This window comes from Burkholderia cepacia (assembly GCF_029962485.1).
Classification (GTDB): Bacteria; Pseudomonadota; Gammaproteobacteria; order Burkholderiales; family Burkholderiaceae; genus Burkholderia.
Window position 1 is genome coordinate 1,582,909 of record NZ_CP073637.1, and the last position, 20,753, is coordinate 1,603,661.

19 protein-coding genes, 2 tRNA genes and 1 pseudogene are annotated in these 20,753 nt (G+C 63.7%); 15 read left to right on the plus strand and 7 right to left on the minus strand.

Annotated features, from left to right (window positions below; all coding sequences use genetic code 11):
* Positions 1 to 9 precede the first annotated feature (9 nt).
* The 10 genes from KEC55_RS07330 (at position 10) to KEC55_RS07375 (ending at position 10,562) form a co-directional block, all read left to right on the plus strand.
* Positions 10 to 2,244, plus strand: a complete 2,235-nt coding sequence (locus KEC55_RS07330; RefSeq protein ID WP_282507343.1) for a RelA/SpoT family protein — start codon at positions 10 to 12, stop codon at positions 2,242 to 2,244.
* A gap of 87 nt (positions 2,245 to 2,331) precedes the next feature.
* Positions 2,332 to 2,408, plus strand: a tRNA-Val gene (locus KEC55_RS07335).
* Positions 2,409 to 2,680: 272 nt separating this feature from the next.
* Entirely contained in the window at positions 2,681 to 4,588 is a 1,908-nt protein-coding gene (gene thrS / locus KEC55_RS07340) for a threonine--tRNA ligase (protein WP_282507344.1), read from the plus strand.
* 49 nt (positions 4,589 to 4,637) lie between these two features.
* A complete protein-coding gene (infC, locus tag KEC55_RS07345) occupies positions 4,638 to 5,162 on the plus strand; it encodes a translation initiation factor IF-3 (protein WP_071734130.1) in 525 nt (174 codons plus the stop codon).
* Positions 5,163 to 5,351: 189 nt separating this feature from the next.
* Positions 5,352 to 5,549, plus strand: coding sequence for a 50S ribosomal protein L35 (rpmI, locus tag KEC55_RS07350; protein ID WP_004191477.1), 198 nt, complete (start codon positions 5,352 to 5,354; stop codon positions 5,547 to 5,549).
* A gap of 30 nt (positions 5,550 to 5,579) precedes the next feature.
* Positions 5,580 to 5,939 carry a 50S ribosomal protein L20 gene (rplT, locus tag KEC55_RS07355; protein WP_004192938.1) on the plus strand — a complete coding sequence of 120 codons (360 nt, stop codon included), beginning with the start codon at positions 5,580 to 5,582 and terminating at the stop codon, positions 5,937 to 5,939.
* A 149-nt stretch (positions 5,940 to 6,088) separates the two neighbouring features.
* Positions 6,089 to 7,102: a phenylalanine--tRNA ligase subunit alpha gene (pheS, locus tag KEC55_RS07360; protein ID WP_059234715.1), complete on the plus strand. Its 1,014-nt coding sequence runs from the start codon at positions 6,089 to 6,091 to the stop codon at positions 7,100 to 7,102.
* A 96-nt stretch (positions 7,103 to 7,198) separates the two neighbouring features.
* A complete protein-coding gene (gene pheT, locus KEC55_RS07365; RefSeq protein ID WP_282507345.1) occupies positions 7,199 to 9,628 on the plus strand; it encodes a phenylalanine--tRNA ligase subunit beta in 2,430 nt (809 codons plus the stop codon).
* A 72-nt stretch (positions 9,629 to 9,700) separates the two neighbouring features.
* Complete coding sequence (locus KEC55_RS07370; protein WP_034190156.1) at positions 9,701 to 10,087, plus strand: integration host factor subunit alpha; 387 nt, start codon at positions 9,701 to 9,703, stop codon at positions 10,085 to 10,087.
* Positions 10,088 to 10,148: 61 nt separating this feature from the next.
* Positions 10,149 to 10,562 (plus strand): MerR family transcriptional regulator, encoded by a 414-nt coding sequence (locus KEC55_RS07375; protein ID WP_282507346.1) that lies wholly within the window; start codon positions 10,149 to 10,151, stop codon positions 10,560 to 10,562.
* Positions 10,563 to 10,645: 83 nt separating this feature from the next.
* On the opposite strand, the gene KEC55_RS07380 is transcribed toward KEC55_RS07375, so the two are convergent.
* On the minus strand, positions 10,646 to 12,856 hold the full coding sequence (locus KEC55_RS07380; protein WP_282507347.1) for a hypothetical protein: 2,211 nt from the start codon (positions 12,854 to 12,856) through the stop codon (positions 10,646 to 10,648).
* A 294-nt stretch (positions 12,857 to 13,150) separates the two neighbouring features.
* Positions 13,151 to 13,966, minus strand: a complete 816-nt coding sequence (locus tag KEC55_RS07385) for a tyrosine-protein phosphatase (RefSeq protein ID WP_282507348.1) — start codon at positions 13,964 to 13,966, stop codon at positions 13,151 to 13,153.
* A gap of 382 nt (positions 13,967 to 14,348) precedes the next feature.
* On the opposite strand from KEC55_RS07385, the gene KEC55_RS07390 reads away from it, so the two are divergent.
* The 4 genes from KEC55_RS07390 to KEC55_RS07405 all read left to right on the plus strand — a co-directional run bounded on the left by KEC55_RS07390 (position 14,349) and on the right by KEC55_RS07405 (position 17,477).
* The gene (locus KEC55_RS07390; protein ID WP_282507349.1) at positions 14,349 to 15,062 is read left to right on the plus strand and encodes a class I SAM-dependent methyltransferase; all 714 of its coding nucleotides are present in this window, start codon (positions 14,349 to 14,351) and stop codon (positions 15,060 to 15,062) included.
* A gap of 160 nt (positions 15,063 to 15,222) precedes the next feature.
* Positions 15,223 to 15,299, plus strand: a tRNA-Pro gene (locus KEC55_RS07395).
* Positions 15,300 to 15,440: 141 nt separating this feature from the next.
* Positions 15,441 to 16,649, plus strand: coding sequence for an outer membrane protein assembly factor BamC (gene bamC / locus KEC55_RS07400; RefSeq protein WP_176051223.1), 1,209 nt, complete (start codon positions 15,441 to 15,443; stop codon positions 16,647 to 16,649).
* Between the two features lie 537 nt (positions 16,650 to 17,186).
* Complete coding sequence (locus tag KEC55_RS07405) at positions 17,187 to 17,477, plus strand: putative quinol monooxygenase (RefSeq protein ID WP_282507350.1); 291 nt, start codon at positions 17,187 to 17,189, stop codon at positions 17,475 to 17,477.
* 41 nt (positions 17,478 to 17,518) lie between these two features.
* Here KEC55_RS07405 and KEC55_RS07410 read toward each other — a convergent pair whose 3' ends face one another.
* From KEC55_RS07410 to KEC55_RS07420, 3 genes are all read right to left on the minus strand, one after another.
* Positions 17,519 to 17,776, minus strand: coding sequence for a DNA-binding protein (locus KEC55_RS07410; protein ID WP_282507351.1), 258 nt, complete (start codon positions 17,774 to 17,776; stop codon positions 17,519 to 17,521).
* A gap of 136 nt (positions 17,777 to 17,912) precedes the next feature.
* Positions 17,913 to 18,191, minus strand: coding sequence for a hypothetical protein (locus tag KEC55_RS07415; protein WP_175844316.1), 279 nt, complete (start codon positions 18,189 to 18,191; stop codon positions 17,913 to 17,915).
* A 221-nt stretch (positions 18,192 to 18,412) separates the two neighbouring features.
* On the minus strand, positions 18,413 to 19,129 hold the full coding sequence (locus KEC55_RS07420) for a YdcF family protein (RefSeq protein ID WP_282507497.1): 717 nt from the start codon (positions 19,127 to 19,129) through the stop codon (positions 18,413 to 18,415).
* Positions 19,130 to 19,286: 157 nt separating this feature from the next.
* On the opposite strand from KEC55_RS07420, the gene KEC55_RS07425 reads away from it, so the two are divergent.
* A complete protein-coding gene (locus tag KEC55_RS07425) occupies positions 19,287 to 19,604 on the plus strand; it encodes a hypothetical protein (protein WP_176051226.1) in 318 nt (105 codons plus the stop codon).
* A gap of 195 nt (positions 19,605 to 19,799) precedes the next feature.
* Here KEC55_RS07425 and KEC55_RS07430 read toward each other — a convergent pair whose 3' ends face one another.
* Together KEC55_RS07430 and KEC55_RS07435 are read right to left on the minus strand one after the other, a co-directional pair.
* Positions 19,800 to 20,051, minus strand: a complete 252-nt coding sequence (locus KEC55_RS07430; RefSeq protein WP_128842228.1) for a hypothetical protein — start codon at positions 20,049 to 20,051, stop codon at positions 19,800 to 19,802.
* Positions 20,052 to 20,252: 201 nt separating this feature from the next.
* Positions 20,253 to 20,648, minus strand: a pseudogene (locus tag KEC55_RS07435) (transposase); the annotation flags it as partial.
* Positions 20,649 to 20,753 lie beyond the last annotated feature (105 nt).

Genomic DNA, 20,753 nt, shown 5'->3' on the forward strand with positions numbered 1-20,753 from the left:
GGCCGTGCAATGACCGAGTCCGTTCCCGCTTCTCCCGTCGCGGCACCGTCGTTCGACGACGTGCTGGCGTTCGTGCGCGAACGGGCCGGCGACGCACGCCTGTCTTCGGGCGAACTGCTTGCCGATCACTCGGCCGGCACGGCGGCGATCATGCGCACGCTGAACGTCGACCCGTCCGCGATGCAGGCCGCTGCGTTGTTCGTGCTGACGCCGCATCTGAGCGACCCCGAGCGCGAGCTGACCGAGCGTTTCGGCGAAGAGGTGGCGCGGCTCGTGTCCGACGTGCGCAAGCTGTTGCGGCTCGGCACCGTCAGCCTGCGCGCCGCGCAGAACGCGATGCCAGACACGGGGCGCGACGCGGCGGAAGAGCGGCGCACGCAGATCGAGGCGCTGCGCAAGATGTTGCTCGCGTTCGCGCAGGATATTCGCGTCGTGCTGATCCGGCTCGCGTCGCGGTTGCAGTCGCTGCGCTATTACGCGGCCGCGAAGATCGAGCCGCCGCCCGACGTCGCGCGCGAGACGCTCGAGATCTATGCGCCGCTCGCGAACCGTCTCGGTATCTGGCAACTGAAGTGGGAGCTCGAGGATCTCGCGTTCCGCTTCGAGGATCCCGTCACCTACAAGCGGATCGCCAAGCTGCTCGACGAGAAGCGCATCGAGCGTGAGGCGTACGTCACGCAGGCGATCGAGCGGCTGCAGCACGAGCTCGCCGAAGCGGGCATCCAGGCCGACGTGAGCGGCCGGCCGAAACATATCTACAGCATCTGGCGCAAGATGCGCGGCAAGGAGCTCGATTTCTCCGAGCTGTACGACGTGCGCGCGTTTCGCGTGATCGTGCCGGACATCAAGGATTGCTACGCGGTGCTCGGCATCGTGCATCACCTGTGGCAGCCGGTGCCGAAGGAATTCGACGACTACATCTCGCGGCCGAAGCCGAACGGCTACAAGTCGCTGCATACGGTCGTGATCGGCGACGACGGCCGCGCGTTCGAGGTGCAGATCCGCACGCAGGAGATGCACCGTTTCGCCGAGTACGGCGTGGCCGCGCACTGGCGCTACAAGGAGGCCGGCACGCGCGGTTATGGCGGCCAGTTCTCGGCGAGCGACAAGTACGACGAGAAGATCGCGTGGCTGCGCCAGTTGCTGGCGTGGAAGGACGACGTCGAGGACGGCACCGAGGTGTCGGGCGATCAGGCGTGGGCGCAATTGCGCGAGACGTCGCTCGATGACGACCACATCTACGTGCTGACGCCGCAGGCGCGCGTCATCGCGTTGCCGCAGGGCGCGACGCCGGTCGATTTCGCATACCACCTGCACAGCGAGCTCGGCCATCGCTGCCGTGGCGCGCGCGTCGACGGCGTGATGGTGCCGCTGAACACGTCGCTCGCGAACGGCCAGACGGTCGAGATCGTCGCAGTGAAGGAGGGCGGCCCGTCGCGCGACTGGCTGAACCTGCAGCTCGGCTACCTGAAGAGCCCGCGTGCGCGCCAGAAGGTGCGTGCGTGGTTCAACTCGATCGAACAGGAAGAAAACGTCGCGCATGGCCGTGCGCTCGTCGAAAAGACGCTGCAGCGCGAAGGCAAGACGTCGGTCAACCTGGACAACCTCGCCGCGAAGCTCGGCTTCAAGTCGCCCGAGGAGCTGTTCTCGGTCGTCGGCAAGGAAGAGTTCAGCCTGCGCAATGTCGAGCACGCGCTGTCCGACGCGCCGCCGCCGGAGCCGGCGCCCGAGGCGCCGGCCGATTTCGAGAAGCGCAGCAGCGGCGCGAGCGTCGCGCACGGTGCGTCGACCGGCGTGCTGGTGGTGGGCGTCGATGCGTTGCTGACCCAGCTGGCGCGCTGCTGCCGTCCGGCGCCGCCCGATCCGATCAGCGGGTTCGTCACGCGCGGCAAGGGCATGTCGATCCACCGTACCGACTGCCCGACGTTCCGCCGGATGGTCGAGCGCGCGCCGGAGCGCGTGCTGCAGACGACCTGGTCGGCCGACGTGCTGGGCGGTCGCGGCGCGTCCGTCTATCCGGTCGACCTGATGATCGAGGCGAGCGACCGGCAAGGGCTGCTGCGTGACATCTCCGAAGTATTCGCGCGCGAGAAGATCAACGTGGTGGGCGTGAAGACGCAGAGTCGCCGCAATGCGGCATTCATGCAGTTCACGGTCGAGGTGTCGAATTCGGCGCAGGTGCAGCGCGCATGCACGCTGCTCGGCGAGGTGCAAGGCGTCGTGCGGGCAGGACGGAAGGCGTGATGTAGGGTTGGAGCACTGTTATTTTGCTGCGACCGCATAAAAATACTTGCCAAGCGGGTAACGGCTCCATATAATCTTAGCTTCACTAGGCTCGTAGCTCAGCTGGTTAGAGCACCACCTTGACATGGTGGGGGTCGTTGGTTCGAGTCCAATCGAGCCTACCAACGAATTGAGAATGCCCGGCCTCCGGGTGTTCGATGCAGTAAAGAACTCAACGCGAACAAGGCGAATACGGTTATGACACCGCGAACGTTGACCGAAACTACTTCGGAGCGACGCTAGTCGAGGAACGTTTTCGCCCTTTCAGTTTGAGTGAAGTATCGAATGCGGCCCCTCGAAAGCGGGGCCGCATTTTTTTTGTCGCGAAAATTTCGTGCGTGATTTTTAATCGCGCGTACCTGGTCTGCCGCCCACTGTCGGCATCACGGAGATTGCTATGGTTTCGATACGCTTGCCTGACGGCTCAGTTCGACAATACGAGCATCCGGTGACAGTTGCCGAGGTTGCAGCCTCGATCGGTCCCGGCCTTGCGAAGGCTGCGCTTGGTGGCAAGCTCGATGGCGAGCTCGTTGATACGTCCACGGTGATCGACCGCGACGCTTCGCTCGCGATCGTCACGGACAAGGATGCCGACGGTCTCGACATCATTCGTCACTCGACCGCGCACTTGCTCGCGTATGCGGTGAAGGATCTGTATCCGGATGCGCAGGTGACGATCGGTCCGGTGATCGACAACGGCTTCTATTACGACTTCTCGTACAACCGTCCGTTTACGCCGGAAGATCTGGAAAAGATCGAAAAGCGCATGCAGGAGCTCGCGAAGAAGGACGAGCCCGTGACGCGCCGCGTCGTGTCGCGTGACGAGGCGGCTGGTTACTTCCGCAGCATCGGCGAGAAGTACAAGGCCGAGATCATCGACTCGATCCCGCAAAGCGACGAAATCAAGCTGTACTCGCACGGCGGCTTCACCGATCTGTGCCGCGGCCCGCACGTGCCGTCCACCGGCAAGATGAAGGTCTTCAAGCTGATGAAGGTCGCGGGCGCATACTGGCGCGGCGATTCGAAGAACGAGCAGCTGCAGCGCATCTACGGTACGGCCTGGACCAAAAAGGAAGATCAGGACCAGTACCTGCACATGCTCGAGGAAGCGGAAAAGCGCGACCACCGCAAGCTCGGCAAGCAGCTCGACCTGTTCCACATGCAGGAAGAGTCGCCGGGCATGGTGTTCTGGCATCCGAAGGGCTGGGCGCTGTGGCAGCAGGTCGAGCAGTACATGCGCCGCCGCGTGAACGACGCTGGGTACCTCGAGATCAAGACGCCGATGATCATGGACCGCTCGCTGTGGGAAGCGTCGGGCCACTGGCAGAACTACCGCGAGAACATGTTCACGACGGAGTCGGAGAAGCGCGACTACGCGATCAAGCCGATGAACTGCCCGGGCCACGTCCAGGTGTTCAAGCACGGCCTGCGCTCGTACCGCGATCTGCCGTTGCGTTACGCGGAATTCGGTTCGTGCCACCGCAACGAGGCGTCGGGCGCGCTGCACGGCCTGATGCGCGTGCGCGGCTTCGTGCAGGACGATGCGCACATCTTCTGTACGGAAGACCAGTTCATTTCGGAATCGATCGCGTTCAACACGCTGGCCATGAGCGTGTACAAGGACTTCGGCTTCGATCACATCGACATCAAGCTGTCGCTGCGCCCCGAGCAGCGCGCGGGCACGGACGAGACCTGGGATCGCGCCGAGCAGGGCCTGCGCGACGCGCTGACGGCCTGCGGCCTCACGTGGGAAGAGTTGCCGGGTGAAGGCGCGTTCTACGGCCCGAAGATCGAGTACCACATCAAGGATGCGCTCGGCCGTTCGTGGCAGTGCGGCACGCTGCAGCTCGACATGGTGCTGCCGGAGCGCCTCGGCGCCGAGTACGTGGCGGAAGACAACAGCCGCCGCCGGCCGGTCATGCTGCACCGCGCGATCGTCGGTTCGATGGAGCGTTTCCTCGGCATTTTGATCGAGCACCATGCTGGTGCAATGCCTGTCTGGCTCGCGCCGTTCCAGGCAATTGTGCTCAATATCGCCGAAAGTCAGGCCGAATATGCGCAGTCTCTGACCCAAACGTTGCAAAAACAAGGGGTTAGAGTGGCGGCCGATTTGCGCAACGAGAAGATTAGCTATAAAATACGCGAGCACACGCTGGAAAAGGTGCCTTATCTCCTCGTCGTGGGTGATAAGGAGCGTGATGCGCAAACGGTAGCCGTGCGTGCCCGTGGCGGCGTCGATCTTGGCGTAATGCCGATCGAAGCCTTCGTTGAGCGTCTGCAGGAAGACCTGCGCTCGTTCAAGTAACCGCCCTGGCAGCGCGGCTCGTTTTTTTAATTTTTAGAGGAAACGTAACATCGCTACTGATAAGTCGTCGCACCGCATCAACGGTGAAATCACTGCGCCGGAAGTGCGTCTGGTCGGGATCGAGAACGAACCGCTCGGTATCGTAAAACTCGCTGATGCTTTCCGTAAATCGGAAGAACTGGATGTTGACCTGGTGGAAATCGCGCCGCAAGCGGTTCCCCCGGTTTGCCGTCTGATGGATTACGGCAAGTTCAAGTACCAGGAATCGAAGAAGCAGCACGAAGCGAAGCTGAAGCAGAAGGTCATCCAGGTCAAGGAAGTCAAGTTCCGCCCGGGTACCGATGACGGTGACTACAACGTCAAGCTCCGCAATCTCGTGCGCTTCCTCGAAGAGGGCGACAAGACGAAGATCACGTTGCGTTTCCGCGGCCGTGAAATGGCTCACCAGGAAATCGGTATGCGGATGCTTGAGCGTCTGCGCACGGATCTCGAGGAAGTCGGCCAGGTCGAGCAGATGCCGAAGATGGAAGGGCGCCAGATGATCATGGTGCTCTCGCCGAAGAAAAAGAAGTAACGGGCCCGCGCGCTTCGCGCGCTGGTTCGACAGTGGTTCGGCGCGTTGCCCGGTCAGGGCGGCGTGCCAACAATGACGGCGGCTGCGCAAGCGGTCCGCCGTACACAAGTGGACTGGGTTTCGAAGGGCGGGTCAAGGGCGCAAGCCAACCGCACACCCATCGCCATCTAATAAACTGGAGTTGTCGTCATGCCGAAGATGAAGACCAAGAAGAGTGCTGCAAAGCGCTTCGTGGTGCGTCCGGGCGGTACCGTCAAGCGCGGTCAGGCCTTCAAGCGCCACATCCTGACCAAGAAAACCACGAAGAACAAGCGTCACCTGCGCGGCGCAACGGCAGTTCATGATTCCGATCTGAACTCCGTCCGCGCAATGCTGCCGTTCGCGTAACCCCTCAACAGATACTCACAGGAGAGAAACATGCCTCGAGTCAAACGTGGGGTAACCGCACGGGCCCGCCACAAGAAGATCATCAACCTGGCCAAGGGTTATCGCGGCCGCCGCAATAACGTCTACCGCATCGCCAAGCAGGCGGTGATGCGCGCTGGTCAGTACGCGTACCGCGACCGTCGCAACAAGAAGCGTGTGTTCCGCGCACTGTGGATCACGCGTATCAACGCGGCAGTTCGCCAGCACGACATGACCTACAGCGTGTTCATCAACGGCCTGAAGAAGGCGTCGATCGAACTCGACCGTAAGGTCCTGGCCGACATGGCGGTGTTCGACAAGGCTGCTTTTGCTGCGATCGTCAAGCAGGTGAAAGCCGCCGTTGCAGCCTAATTGCCAAATTAGCACTGCGTGGTTAGTTGCAGCGATGTTCCGGTAGTTTCGGCCGCTGCAGCGAAAACGGGGCTCTTCCGAGCCCCTTTTTTGTTTGGTGGAGCAGTTTCGCTCGCCAAGACCGAATGACGTTGGAAATGATGGGATCTATGGATCTGGACCAGATTGTCGCCGACGCGCAGCAGTCCTTCGAACAGGCTGCCGACATCACCACGCTCGAAAACGAGAAAGCACGATTTCTCGGCAAGTCGGGTGCGCTGACCGAGTTGCTCAAGGGCCTCGGCAAGCTCGATCCCGAAACACGCAAGACCGAAGGCGCACGCATCAACGTCGTGAAGCAGCAGGTTGAAGCCGCGCTGACCGCCCGTCGCCAGGCACTGGCCGACGCGCTGCTGAATCAGCGCCTCACCGCCGAAGCGATCGACGTGACGCTGCCGGGCCGTGGCGCCGGCGCAGGCAGCCTGCACCCCGTGATGCGCACGTGGGAGCGGGTCGAACAGATTTTCGGCTCGATCGGTTTCGATGTGGCCGACGGCCCCGAAATCGAGACCGACTGGTACAACTTCACCTCGCTGAACAGCCCGGAGAACCATCCGGCGCGTTCGATGCAGGACACCTTCTACGTCGAAGGCAAGGATGCCGACGGCCGCCAGCTGCTGCTGCGTACGCACACGAGCCCGATGCAGGTGCGTTATGCGCGCATGAACCGTCCGCCGATCAAGGTGATCGCGCCGGGCCGCACGTATCGCGTCGACAGCGATGCGACCCACTCGCCGATGTTCAATCAGGTTGAGGGGCTGTGGATCGACGAGAACATCAGCTTCGCCGACCTCAAGGGCGTCTACACCGACTTCCTGAAAAAATTCTTCGAGCGCGACGACATCCTCGTGCGCTTCCGTCCGTCGTATTTCCCGTTCACGGAACCGTCGGCCGAGATCGACATGATGTTCGAGCAAGGCAAGAACGCCGGCAAGTGGCTCGAGATTTCCGGCTCGGGGCAGGTGCATCCGACCGTGATTCGCAACATGGGCCTCGATCCCGAGCGCTACATCGGCTTCGCGTTCGGCAGCGGCCTCGAGCGCCTGACGATGCTGCGCTACGGCGTCCAGGATCTCCGGCTGTTCTTCGAGAACGACCTGCGTTTCCTGCGCCAGTTCGCATAACGCCGCTCGCCGCGCCGACCTGTGCCCGCGCATGCCCCGACGGACGATCCGATGGGGCCCGGGCGTCGATCTAACCTGTTTCGAACGTAGACATCCATGCAATTCCCTGAATCCTGGTTGAGAACCTTTGTCGACCCGCAGCTGACGACCGACGAACTGTCGCACGCGCTGACGATGGCGGGGCTCGAAGTCGAATCGCTGAGCAAGGCTGCGCCGCCGACGTCGAAGATCGTCGTCGGCCGCGTGCTCGAAGTCGTCAAGCATCCGGATGCGGACAAGCTCAATGTCTGCCAGGTCGACGCCGGCACCGGCGCGACGCTGAACATCGTCTGCGGCGCGCCGAACGTCGCGCCCGGCATCAAGGTGCCGGTTGCATTGGTCGGCGCGGAACTGCCGCCGTCGGAAGAGGGCGGCAAGCCGTTCGCGATCAAGCTGTCGAAGCTGCGCGGCGTGGAGAGCCAGGGGATGCTGTGCTCGGCACGCGAACTCAAGCTGTCCGAGGACCACAGCGGCCTGCTGATCCTGCCGGAAGATACACCGGTCGGCCAGGACATCCGCGAGACGCTCAATCTTGACGACACGATCTTCGAAATCAAGCTGACGCCGAACAAGGCCGACTGCCTGTCCGTGTTCGGTATCGCGCGCGAGACGGCCGCGATCACCGGCGCGCCGCTGACGCCGGTCGACATCCGCCCGGTGCGCGTCGAGCTCGACGAAACGCTGCCGGTGCGTATCGCCGCGCCCGATCTGTGCGGCCGTTTCTCGGGTCGCGTGATCCGTGGCGTGAATGCGCACGCGAAGACGCCGCAGTGGATGGTCGAGCGCCTCGAGCGTTCGGGCCAGCGCAGCGTGTCCGCGCTCGTCGACATCTCGAACTACGTGATGTTCGAGCTCGGCCGCCCGTCGCACGTGTTCGATCTCGACAAGATCCATGGCGGTATCGAGGTGCGCTGGGGCAAGCGCGGCGAATCGCTGAAGCTGCTCAACGGCAACACCGTCGAACTCGACGAAACGGTCGGCGTGATTTCGGATGCCGCCCAAGTCGAGAGCCTGGCCGGCATCATGGGCGGCGACAGCACGGCCGTCACGCTCGATACGACCAACATCTATCTCGAAGCCGCGTTCTGGTGGCCGGACAGCATCCGCGGCCGCGCGCGCAAGTACAACTTCTCGACCGATGCGGCGCATCGCTTCGAGCGCGGTGTCGACTACGCGACGACCGTCGAGCACGTCGAGCGCATCACGCAACTGATTCTCGAGATCTGCGGCGGCAAGGCCGGCCCGGTCGACGATCAGTCGGTGAGCCTGCCGCAGCGCGCGCCGGTGAAGATGCGCGTGTCGCGCGCGAACCGCATCATCGGTGTGAAGATCAGCGCCGACGAGATCGCCAGCATCTTCACGCGCCTCGCGTTGCCGTTCGAGCGTGAAGACGACGCATTCCTCGTCACGCCGCCGTCGCACCGCTTCGACATCGAGATCGAGGAAGACCTGATCGAGGAAGTGGCGCGCATCTACGGTTTCGAAAAGATTCCGGCGCGTCCGCCGGTCGCGACGAGCGAAATGCGCGCGACCAACGAGACGCGGCGCTCGATCCACGACATCCGTCACGCGCTCGCCGCGCGCGACTACGCGGAAACCGTCAACTTCAGCTTCGTCGATGCGGAGTGGGAGCACGATTTCGCCGGCAACGACAACCCGATCCGGTTGCTGAACCCGATCGCGAGCCAGCTTTCGGTGATGCGCACGACGCTGTTCGGCAGCCTGATCGCCGTGCTGCGCCACAACCTGAACCGCCGTGCCGATCGCGTGCGCGTGTTCGAGTCGGGCCGCGTGTTCCTCGCCGATTCGTCGGTGAAGGCCGGCGAGCTGGCGGTCGAAGGTCATGCGCAACCGAAGCGTGTCGGCGCGCTGGCGTACGGTCCGGCAGTTGACGAGCAGTGGGGCGTCGCTACCCGCGCGGTCGATTTCTTCGACGTGAAGGGCGATCTCGAGGCGCTGCTGGCGCCGGCCGCCGCACGCTTCGTGAAGGCAGAGCATCCGGCCCTCCATCCGGGCCGCAGCGCACGCATCGAGGTCGATGGCCGTGCGGTCGGCTGGATCGGCGAGCTGCACCCGCGCCTGATGCAGAAGTACGAGCTGCCGCACGCGCCGGTGATGTTCGAGATCGATGCGGACGCGCTGATTGCACGTGCGCTGCCGGCCCCGACCGACGTGTCGAAATTCCCGCCGGTCCGTCGCGATATCGCCGTTGTCGTCGATCAGGCGGTCGAGGTTCAGGCACTTTTCGACGAAATGAAGAAGGCGCTTGCCGAAGAGGCCTGCCGATTCGTTCAGAAGGTTGTACTCTTCGACGAATTTCGTGCAAAATCAAATACTTCCGGTGGTCTTGCCGCACACGAGAAGAGCCTTGCCTTCCGCGTGACGCTGCAGGACGCGGCTGGCACGCTACAGGACGAGGTCGTCGATCAGGCGATCCAGACGCTGGTCGAGCGGATGGCTCGTACCGGCGCCCGCCTGCGCGGCTAAGGAGAGGGCCCGCCCGTTCGCGGGCGGCTTTTTCCCATCGTAAGTTTTGATTTAACGCGCTGTATGGCAGATATGAACGACATGACCTCGAGTGAATTCGAAGCCCTCCTGACGGCGCAACGCAGCGCCATGAACCGCGACGCTTCGGCGCCGGCGTCCCCCGAGACGCCCACGCTGACGAAGGCGGAGCTGGCGGAGCTGCTGTTCGACAGCGTCGGGCTGAACAAGCGTGAAGCGAAGGACATGGTCGAGGCGTTTTTCGAGGTGATCCGCGACGCGCTCGAAAACGGCGAGAGCGTCAAGCTGTCGGGATTCGGTAATTTCCAGTTGCGCGACAAGCCGCAGCGTCCGGGCCGCAATCCGAAGACGGGCGAGGCGATTCCGATCGCGGCGCGCCGGGTGGTAACCTTCCACGCGAGCCAGAAGCTGAAGGCGCTGGTCGAAAACGGCGCGGAATAAGCGCCGCACGCAGCAGTCTCCGCGCGGCCGCCGCGCACCCTTTACCGACGGTTAACCGACGATGACCACTACGGTTGAGAAAGTCGTCTTGCCTCCGATTCCCGCGAAGCGCTACTTCACGATCGGTGAAGTCAGCGAACTGTGCGGGGTCAAGCCGCATGTGCTGCGTTATTGGGAACAGGAATTCACTCAGCTGCGGCCGGTGAAACGGCGCGGCAATCGTCGGTATTACCAGCATCACGAAGTGCTGCTGATCCGGCGGATTCGCGAGTTGCTCTACGAGCAGGGATTCACGATCAACGGTGCACGCAACCGGCTCGATTCGCCGGGTAGCGAGCGGGGCGCGGCGGAACCGGTCGAACCCGAGTTGCAGGCCGCCGACGTGCGTGTATCGGGCAAGCCGGGTGGAACCGTCGACGTCATCGCATTGCGGCAGGCGCTGCTCGACGTGATCGACGGACTGAAGCACGACTGAGCGCGCAGCGCGAACGAGATCAAAGGGAAAGCCCGGTTGGCGATGCGCCACTGGGCTTTTTTCATGGGCACCGCACGTACGCATCAGCGCGACGCGAGCGGATCCTTCTGGCCCATGTCGACGACCAGCGTACCGTCCGGCAGCATCCGCACCGAGCCCTGCGCGACCTGGCTGCGGTAGCCGTACAGGTCGAAACGCATCGGGCCGGCCTCGGCCGAATTGCGGATCAGCGCGCGCACGTTCAGCTCGAGCACGTTGAACATCTTCATGTCGCCGCCTTCCATCCACATGTAGCTCGGCGCGTCGATCTGCGGCCGCTTCGGCGCGGGTGCGCCGGCCGCGCGCCGGAACGTGAGGCGCAGTCCGTCGCGCTCGACCGTGGCCTGCCCGAGCTTGCCGTTCAGCATCGGCGGCGGGAACACGGTGTATTGGTCGAGCACGAGCGTGTCGCCGCGCAGCTCCGCACCGCGCCGCTGCAGCGGCGTCAGCGACGCGAGCTCGATGCCGAGCGAGCGCAGGAGCTGCGCCTGCGGAATGCCGAGCACCGACACCTGTGCAGGTTTGAACGCGAGGTGCCGGTCGTCGAGTACCGTCAGCGAGCCCTTCATGTCGGTCGGCAGCCAGACGCCCGGCACGTGATTCCACAGCTTGATGCCGCCGTGGACGCGCAGGTTCTGGCCGTCCGCGCTCAGTTGCAGGTCGTTCAGCGAACGCGGCGAGTAGTCGAGCAGGTAGTTGTTGAACAGCGCGGACATCGCCTTCCACGACTCGACGACCGTGCCGCCGAGAATGCGGATGTCGTACTGGTTCGGATCGTCGAGATCGACGGGCTCACCGGGCCGCTTCGACACGAGCTCGACGTCGAGATCCTCGACATGGAAGCCGATATCGCCGGACAGGTTGAAGTCGACGTTGCGCAGATGGATCGTCGGGTTGCGGTTCGACACGTGCCGTTCGTTGAACGGCGTGGTCGAAGTGCGCCGCATCGCGACCTTTTGCATGCCGGGATGCAGGGTGTCCGCCGCGAGCGCATAGGCTTCCCAGTGCTGGCGCACGTCGCGCAGCGCGGACTGCTGCGTGGCGAGGAAGCTGTCGTTCAGGCGCGCGGTCGCGTTGCCGAGCAGCGCGCCGCTGGCCGGGCCCGTGTACGAGGGCATCCGGATCGCCATTGCACCGCTCTCATCGAAATTGAAGTAGCCGGCCGACACCTGGTCGCGATAGTGATACAGGTCGAACACGAACGTCTGGTCGCGCTTCGACGGATCGACAGGACCGATCAGGATGTCCGCGTTCATCGGCATCGAGCGCATGAACTTCACGTCGCCGCCGCGGATATACATCGCCTGCTGCGGTGCGCTCGCGGGCATCGCGAAGCCGGCATGCGTGCCGTCGTCGAGCTTCAGGTCGAGGCCGGCCGGCGTCACGCGCAGCGCGGTGATCGTGAGCTTCAGGCGCGGCGGCGGCATCAGCTTGTCGACCGCCATCACGAGATCGTCGCCGGCGAGCTGCGCGATCGGCGTCTGGACTTTCAGCAGATCGGCCATCTTCACGTTGGCCGCGCGCATCACCGGTTGCGCGTTGATGCCCGACACGCGTACGCCGGTCGGGTGGAACACGAGCTGGCTACCGTCGCGTATCGCAAGCGTGCCCGTCAGCGAGAACGGGACCCAACTGTCGCGCTGCATCTCGCCTTGAAGATGGATCACGCCGTCGCCGGCCGATACGGCCAGCTTGCGCAGCGGCGCGTTGCGGTAGCCGAAGATGTAGGTGTTGAAGAGGGCGGTCAGCTTCGCGTTGTCGAGCGTGACCGTGCCTTCGTGCACGTCGATCTGGAAGCTCGTCGGATCGTCGAACACGATCGGCGCGCCGGCCTGCGTCGGCACGAGCGTGGCCGACAACTGATGAATGAAGAAACCGAGGTTGTTGACGATGCGGAAATCGACGTCGCGCAGGAACGTCATCGCGCCGTTCTGGCCCGAGTCACGCAGCGTGAACGGGCGCGGTTGCGTGAGGCTGAGCGACGCGACCGACGGTACGGTGCGTGCGATCTGCTGCTCGCGTGCGAGGCGCTCGGCTTTGGTGCGTTCGATCTTCGTCGACGCGACCGAAGGGCTGCCGTCGCGCTGCGCGGCCGATTCCGCGCAGCCGGCGCAGAGCAGCGCGAGCGCAAGTGCGCCGCAGCCGAATACGCGGGACGCGGTGTGCGACGCCGGGGCGGCCGTGCGTCGCAGGCCGGACATCCAGTCGAAAATTGCCAAAGGCGAGCGATGGCCGCGCCGGACCGCATTCCGCATCGTCTGTCTCCATGTCTTGTCGTGATCGACGGCGGCGCGTGCCACTGCACGGCGCGAGCGTCGATGCCGTGCAGTGTGTCATAGCGTGCTAGAGCGGCGTTACCAAACAACGGGCGCCCGGGCGTGGTGCGCCGGCGGGCGGCGGGACAATGGATTCGCGGTGGTCGGGCGGCCGGATCAAACGGTCGTTTGGTTTTTGCCGGGCGTCGGCCGGGGCTTTTTGCGGCGACCGGGCAAATCCGTCGCGAGCCTTGGCTGGCGCAGGTTTGCCCGGATGGGCGATACGGTGGCCGGTCAGACCAGCAGGCGCTGCCGGATCGCGTTCTGCGTGGCCTGGTCGAGTTGCAGGCCGTTCTCGATATACGACGCCATCGAGCCGTACGAAGTCGTGACCTGATCGAATGCCGCTTGCAGATAGTCGGCGTGTGCGCCTTGCAATGCGGTCATCATGTCCGCTGCATTCTGCCCACCGGCTTTTTGGGCCTGGGCGACGGAGGCGGCGATTTCGGCCGCGCTGTACGTGTTGGTGAGCAGGTAGTCGTCGACGATCGTTTGCTGCGGGACGCCGACGATCGTGTGCAGGATGGCGGTTGCCCAGCCGGTGCGATCCTTGCCGGCCGTGCAATGGAACACCAGGTTTTCACCCGTGCCGGCGAAGCCGGTGAACAGCGCGTGATAGCTCGCATGCGCCGTGTCCGACGTCACGAACGCGCGGTACATGCTCAGCATGAAAGCGGTCGCGGTTGCGCCGCTGGTCGGGAGCGGATCGATGCTGGCGGCGCCGAGCACGTTGAGGTTTTGCCAGACGGCACCGGCGAGCGTCACATCCGGTTGCGTCTTGATTTCGGCGGGCGTGCGCAGGTCGCAGATCTGCTTGATGCCGAGCGTGCCGACGGTCGCGACGTCGGCGCTGGACAGCGCGAGCGCAGACGAGCGGTAGATCACGCCTTTCTTCATCTTTGCGCCGCCGGTCGTTGCATAGCCGGTGCCGTCCGGCCCGGCCGTGTCGCGAAAGTTCGATACCGAAGCCAGCCGCGGTGTCGTGACCGGTGCGACCGAGATCGAGTCGCCGCCGCATGCCGATAGCAGCGACGCGCTCCCCAGCGCCACGCCTATCGTGCCGGCGCTCAGCCGGAGAAATTGTCGACGGGAGATTTCGTTTTTCTGATGCATTCAATGCCCTTTGTCGAAGACGGTTACAAGACGTCGCGACCGCGGGGTGACCGAAGCCGCCGCCTGTCTCGCGCAACGCGGCAAAGCCGGGCGGGCCGGATCGATCGGCATGCAGTCGGACGGTTCGCCGGGCGCGTCGATCTCGCGCCGGCTAACCGCACGGTAGCGATTTACGGCGAATCGGCCATCGTCCTTTTTGATGAGAAACGTGGCTGACGCGGGCCGTGCATCACCGAATACGATCGGTGTTGACGGCGAGGTAAGATCGACATCAGTGGCTGGTTCGATCACAACACGGTAGCCATCACGGGGAAGCGCCATGGACCTGAAGGAAGTCGACGTTTTGGGTGCGGGGGTAGGCGATCACTGGTACTACGCGTCGAAGGCGAGCGCGATCCGACGGTTTCTGGGCGGGGCGGGCGCGAACCGGATCCTCGACGTTGGAGCGGGCTCCGGCTTTTTCTCGAAGCACCTGCTGGAGCGCACGCAGGCATCGGAAGCGTGGTGTGTCGATACAAGCTACGCCGACGATACCGACGAGGAGACGGCCGGCAAGCCCATTCACTTTCGGCGATCCGTCGAACGCTTCGATGCCGATCTCGTGTTGCTGATGGATGTGCTCGAGCATGTCGACGACGACGTCGGTCTGCTGACGCAGTACGTGAGGGGCGCGCCTTCGGGCAGCCGGTTCCTGATCACGGTGCCGGCGTTCCAGTTTCTCTGGAGCGGCCATGATGATTTTCTCGAGCACAAGCGCCGCTATACGTTAGGCAGTCTCGAGGAGGTGGTGCGTCGCGCGGGGCTCGACGTCGAGCACGGCGCTTATTATTTCGGTCTCACGTTTCCGCTGGCGGCCGCGTTGCGGCTCGGCGAGCGTGCGCGTCGGCAGCCGCGCGAGCCGGCATCGCAACTGCGCCTTCACCATCCGCTCGTCAACGGCCTGCTCAAGGCGATCTGTCGCATCGAGTTGCCGATGTTCCGCTTCAATCGCGTCGCCGGATTGACGGTCATCTGTGTGGCGCGCAAGCGGTGAATGCGATGCAAGGGCCGTGAGGTCGGTGCGCAAGGCGTGCCGCCATGCGCACGGGCACGGGCAGCCGTGCCGTCAGGCCAAAAAATTTCACAAGAACATTCACAAAATGCATGCGACCCGATTCTAAATCGGAACAGTGTCTGTTATACTTTTCTTCTTTCGGGGCGTAGCGCAGCCTGGTAGCGTACCTGCATGGGGTGCAGGTGGTCGGAGGTTCAAATCCTCTCGCCCCGACCAGACAAAGAACCCGCGTCAGCACAGGCTGGCGCGGGTTTTTTCTTGCCCGTCGCTTTTTTGCACATCGCGGCGCGGCCCCGGTAAAATGCAAGGTTGATCCACGGAAAGCGCCGTGATTTAGCGGAAGAGGATTCCCCGAACATGACTGATCTTCGTCTTACCATGCGGTTCGCTGCAGTGCTCGCCACCGGCGCGCTCGTCGCCGGTTGCGGTACGTCGTCGCCCACGAAAGTGGACTACAAGAGCGATTCGAAATCGAAGGAAGCGTCGCTCGCAGTGCCGCCCAACATGCTCGACGAGACGGCCGATCAGCGTTCGCTGCCGCCCCAGGGCGGCGCGACTTCCCTGTCTGCGCTTCAGCAGGTCCAGCAGGCAGCGCCTGCGCTCGACACCGTCGCGCCGACCGTGACCGGCATGCATATCCAGCGCGATGGCACCGAGAGCTGGCTCGTGATCGACGCCAAGCAGCCGGCCGACATCTGGCCGCAGGTCCGCCGGTTCTGGCAGGAGCAGGGCTTCCTGCTCGTGGTCGACCAGCGCGACAAGGGCGTGATGGAAACCGACTGGAACGAAACCCACCCGCAGATCAACGACGGCCTGATCCGCAGCGTGATCTCGAAGGCGATGGGCAACTCGTACGTGACGGCCGAACGCAACAAGTACCGCACGCGCCTCGATTCGGCGCCGAACGGCGGCACCTACGTGTTCATCAGCCAGAAGGGCATGCGCGAGGCGATCACGGGTGCGAACAACGATTCGAGCAAGTGGGAGCCGAAGCCGAACGATCCGGCGCTCGAGACTGAATACCTGAAGCGGTTGATGGCCGTGCTCGCGCAGAATGCACAGCGCGCGAAGAACGGCGAACCGCCGATCGCGAACATCAAGGACAACACGGTACCGGCGGAGAAGAAGGCCGACGCCGACGCATCGTCGAAGGCTGCCGCGGCGGTCGCCGCGCAGAACGTCACGCGCACGTCGGCACAAGGCAACGACGCGGCCGACGCGGCTGTGCCGTCCGAAGTCACGCTCGGCGAGCCGTACGATCGGTCGTGGCTGCACGTCGGCCTCGCGCTCGATCGCGCGAACTTCACGGTCGACGATCGCGATCGCACGAAGGGTCTGTATTTCGTGCGCTACGTCGATCCGAAGGATCTGACCTCGGCCGAGCAGGGCTTCTGGAGCCAGCTGTTCCACGGCAAGAAGGAAAAGCAGGCGAAGCAGTACCGCGTCAACGTGAAGGCGGTCACGGCCGACCAGACGCGCGTTGCGATCGTCGACGATGCGGGGGCGATCGACACGACGTCGGCGGCACGCCAGATCATGGGGCTGCTCGTGAATCAGCTGCGCTGATCGCGGTACCTCCCTGCATCACCAAAAAGCCCGCCATTCGGCGGGCTTTTTTCATGGCTGCTTGCTCCGGTGTGAGCATGTGCGAGCGGGTCGGTCCCTCCTGGTGACGTTACGTAACATCCGCGCGTTACGGCGGCAGAACACGTGTCACATTGTCTCGGACATCGAAAAATATCCTTTTAAATCAACGAAATGATCGGCGTGCGAGGGCTGGCATGCAACCTGCTTTATATGTTGGAATTGTTGAAACAGGGAGGATGACGTCAGATGCCGGGCGGGCGCCGCGAGCGCCGGATCATCGGTATCGGCGTCTTCGAATGCCGGCGCGACATGCGCCGGTGCAACCGATGACGATCCGCGCCAGCGTGCGGATCTCGATGGCCCCGTCGCCTATCCTCGTAGGGCGACGGTTTCGCCCGCGCTTCTCTGAAGCGCGGGCTATTTTTTTGGGGCCGTCGGTTCGTGTCGCATCGGCGTGGCCGATGCGCGATGTGTGATTCGCGTATTCTCGGACTTTTATCGATGAAGGAGTCGGGAATGGCGGCAATTGCAGTCGTGGCGCTGATCGTGGCGAAGCCGGGTACCGAGGAAAATCTGCGCACCGCGCTCGAAGGGATCGTCGGGCCGACCCGCAACGAAGCCGGCGCATTGCAGTACGACCTGCACCGGGATCTGAAGGAGCCTGCGCGATTCGTATTCGTCGAGCGTTGGGAGAGCGAGGAGGCATTGGCTGCCCATGCGCGTTCCGCGCACATTCTCGCTTATCGGGAAGCGGCCGCGGACTGGATCGAAAGTTCCGAAATCCGCGTGCTGTCGAAGCTCGTCTGAGCCGGGTAGGGCGACCGGACGCATCCGGTCGCAGCGGTGCGTCAGTGCGACGTGCCGGGGACGTCGAGGATCAGGATGATCGTCCAGTCGGCGTCGCCGTCATGGTGATACTGGCGCTCGGCCACGATGAACGGCGCCTGCTTGCCTTGCGGGCCGAGAAACAGCACGTCGCCCTCCATCGGCAGGCATTCGATCGGCGGCAGCGCGAGGAATGCGTCGGCTGAGCCGCGGGGCATCAGTTGCTTGATCTGGCGAGTGGCGGCTTCGGTCCACTCGATGTCGAGTTGAATGTTGCTCATGCTGTCCTCCGCACCGGGGTGCGCACGGGTGGAAAATTTCGGTGCGCGACTTTAGCACAGCGCGCAGGCGCCGCAACCAAAAAAGCCGAACCCGGTTGCCCGGATTCGGCTTTTCGCTTGTGCGGTGCCGCCGAACTTACTGGCTGGCAGCGTCTGCAGCCTTGGCTGCCTTCTTGCCGGCCTTCTTCGCTGCTGCCTTGTGATGAGCAGCCTTCTTGCCGTGGTGATGCTCTTCCTGCATCGCCGGCTGAGCGGCTTCAGCCGCTTGCTGCTGCTGCAGCGCTTGTGCGCGCTGCTCGATCTCGGCGATCTTGGCCGGATCGGTGATGGTCTGGATCTGCGTGCTCTCTTGCGCATACGCTGCGCCAGTCAGCGCCGACATCGCTACCAGGATAGCCAGGGACGTCTTCTTCATTGCTTTACCTCCGCTAAGTGGTGATGAACCCGAGTGTTGCCGTTTTGTCTGGCGACTGCAATCGAGTGCGTGTCGAGTGTAACAAAAGTGACGGATCAATGTGCATCGGATCGCGGCGCTACGCAAGGCCCCGTTGAAGTCGCGCAACACTTCGCATACTTCGTCATGCGCATGCCATCCTGGGCGGAATCGCCATTTCCGCGCCCGTTTTCCCGCAATTTTCAAAACCAGCCGAGCCACCGGTACACGTGGAATTGCGCGATGCCGACCAGTTCGTGCAGCGCCTGCTCGGCATTGGCCACATTGCGCCAGCGCGGCAGCCAGCCTGTTTGGGCAAGCCGGCGATTCGCATAAACGGGCTGCGGGTCGATGCCGAAACGGCGGAAATCGAGCAGCGCGCGGCGCATCTGGTAAGACGAGGTGACGAGAATGCGCGCGTCGTCATACTGTGAGCGTAGTATAGACGCAGTGAATTTCGCGTTTTCGTAGGTCGTGCGGCTGTCCGGTTCGAGAATGAGGTCGGCAGGAGCAACGCCTTCCGCGACGAGTTGGCGCCCGTATACGGCTGCTTCGGTTTCGCCGTGATGCTGCGGGTCGCCGCCCGACATCACGACGGTGCAGCGTTCGGCCTGCTGCCGGCATGTGCGATAGAGCGCCGCAATCGTGTGGATGCGCGCGGCGCCGTCGGGTGGCGGGCGCAGCCCGTTGTCGGTGCGGTGCGTGCCGGCGCCGATGAGAATCAGCGTGGTCCGCCCGTGCATGTCCGGGTGCTCGACCGGCGTGACGCCAGCCTCGGTCCAGGCGATCAGCGGCGCGGCGAGCCAGCCCGTCGCGAGCAGCCAGAACAGCGCAACGGCGGCGATCGAGATGATTCTCCGCCATTTGCGGCAGAGCATGAAACAGATGAAGAGAAGTACAAATGAATCGAACAGAATCAATTTGATTGGGGTATGGTGTCTTTTTATGGACGGCTGACGATCCGGCCCTGACGCGACGCCGAACGTCGGCCTCCAGAATCGGTGGCGGTATCGGCGGGCGGAGACCTCGCCCGGCGCGCCGCTTCGCATTGTCGCTGCACTTTAAGAAAGAATCGAGATGGCCACGTATTCCAACGAAGCGGTGCTCGACGCATTGAGACGAGTGCAGTACCGCCAGGTACCGTGGGCACGCCGCCCGGGCGTGTTCGAGTATCTCCGTTCGCTCGGGCTGATGGACACGGTCAGGCAGAAGACCGTTGCCCCCGCACCGGGCTTCCACGCCCCGGTCGACATCGCCGTGCTGACCGACAGCGGTCGAGCCGAATTCTCGCGCCTCGAGCATGACGAGAAATTACTTTCCTGGACCGATCGCCGCATGGACGACTACGCGTTAAGCGAAGCGAGTGCCGTGGCGATTCTCGAAAGCCGCCTGTAGCGGCGGATCATTCCGGCTCGTGCGTCGCCGCGCGGGCTGGTCATGCCAAAAAAAAGCCCGTATCACGAGGATACGGGCGTACCGGATACTTTTGCTGTTGCCACGCTGTGCTCATGGCAACGATGTGACTCGTCGCTTGCGGCGCAGTTCCCGAAAGCGGTCATTTTCTTTGGCGAATTCCTGAAATCGGCAGGACTACGGATGACGCGGCACGTCGGTCGGCTGCGAGCCGATGCGCGCCCGCGCGTTGCTGGCAATGTCGCCGCGCAGGTCGCCGCGCGGTACGGTCTGCCGGCCGGACGCGTTGGCGGACGGCGGCTGGCGGAGGGTATTCCGGTGATCCTGCTGGCGATGAGGCGGCTTCGTGCGATCGTCGGCATGGGCTGGAGCGGTCAGTGCCAGGGAAATGACAATGCCGCATGCAACGAGCAGTGACATTGGTTTCATGGCGGGGCTCCCTTCAAGCCGTCGACGCGGCCTGTTGATATGTCGCTAAGGTAAGCGCGGGAGTGCAGGCTTGCTGTAAATATTGGTAAATAGATGTATCTCGGCACGACAACGGTAATCGACGGCAATACAGGCGCCGCGAAAAGGTCGCGTCGCAGAAAGAAACCGGGCGGCCGAAGCCGCCCGATCGAGCATGCGTTACGCCATCTTGACGGGCGCGCGCCAGGATTCCGGGTTGGTCCAGAAGGCGCCGCGCAGCCGGTCGCGGCTCGGCGGTGCGGGCGGCTTCGCGGCGCTTGCGCCGATGCGCCCGCGCAGCGAGATCTGCCGGCCGCTCGTGCCGAGTCGCTTCACGATTTCGGCGAGCGTGCCGTCCGCCTGCCATTCGTCGAAGCGACGGCGGCAGGTCGGCGGCGACGGGTAGCGGCCCGGCAGCTTCGACCAGCCTTCACCCGTCGACAGCACCCACAGCACGGCGTTGACCACCGAGCGGGCTTCCACGCGGGGACGGCCGCGCCGTTCACTCCGTGCGGGTTCCGAGCAAAACAGACCCTCGACCAGCGCCCACTCGTTATCTCTCAAATCGTCGAACAGCATCATGTCCTCACCTCAGCGAAGCTAACTCCGGTGCGCTGCCCTGCGCCGCGCACTCTTCAAGCACTCGATCGTCGAGTGCCGGGTGGGGGCGTCCGGTTGGCCGGC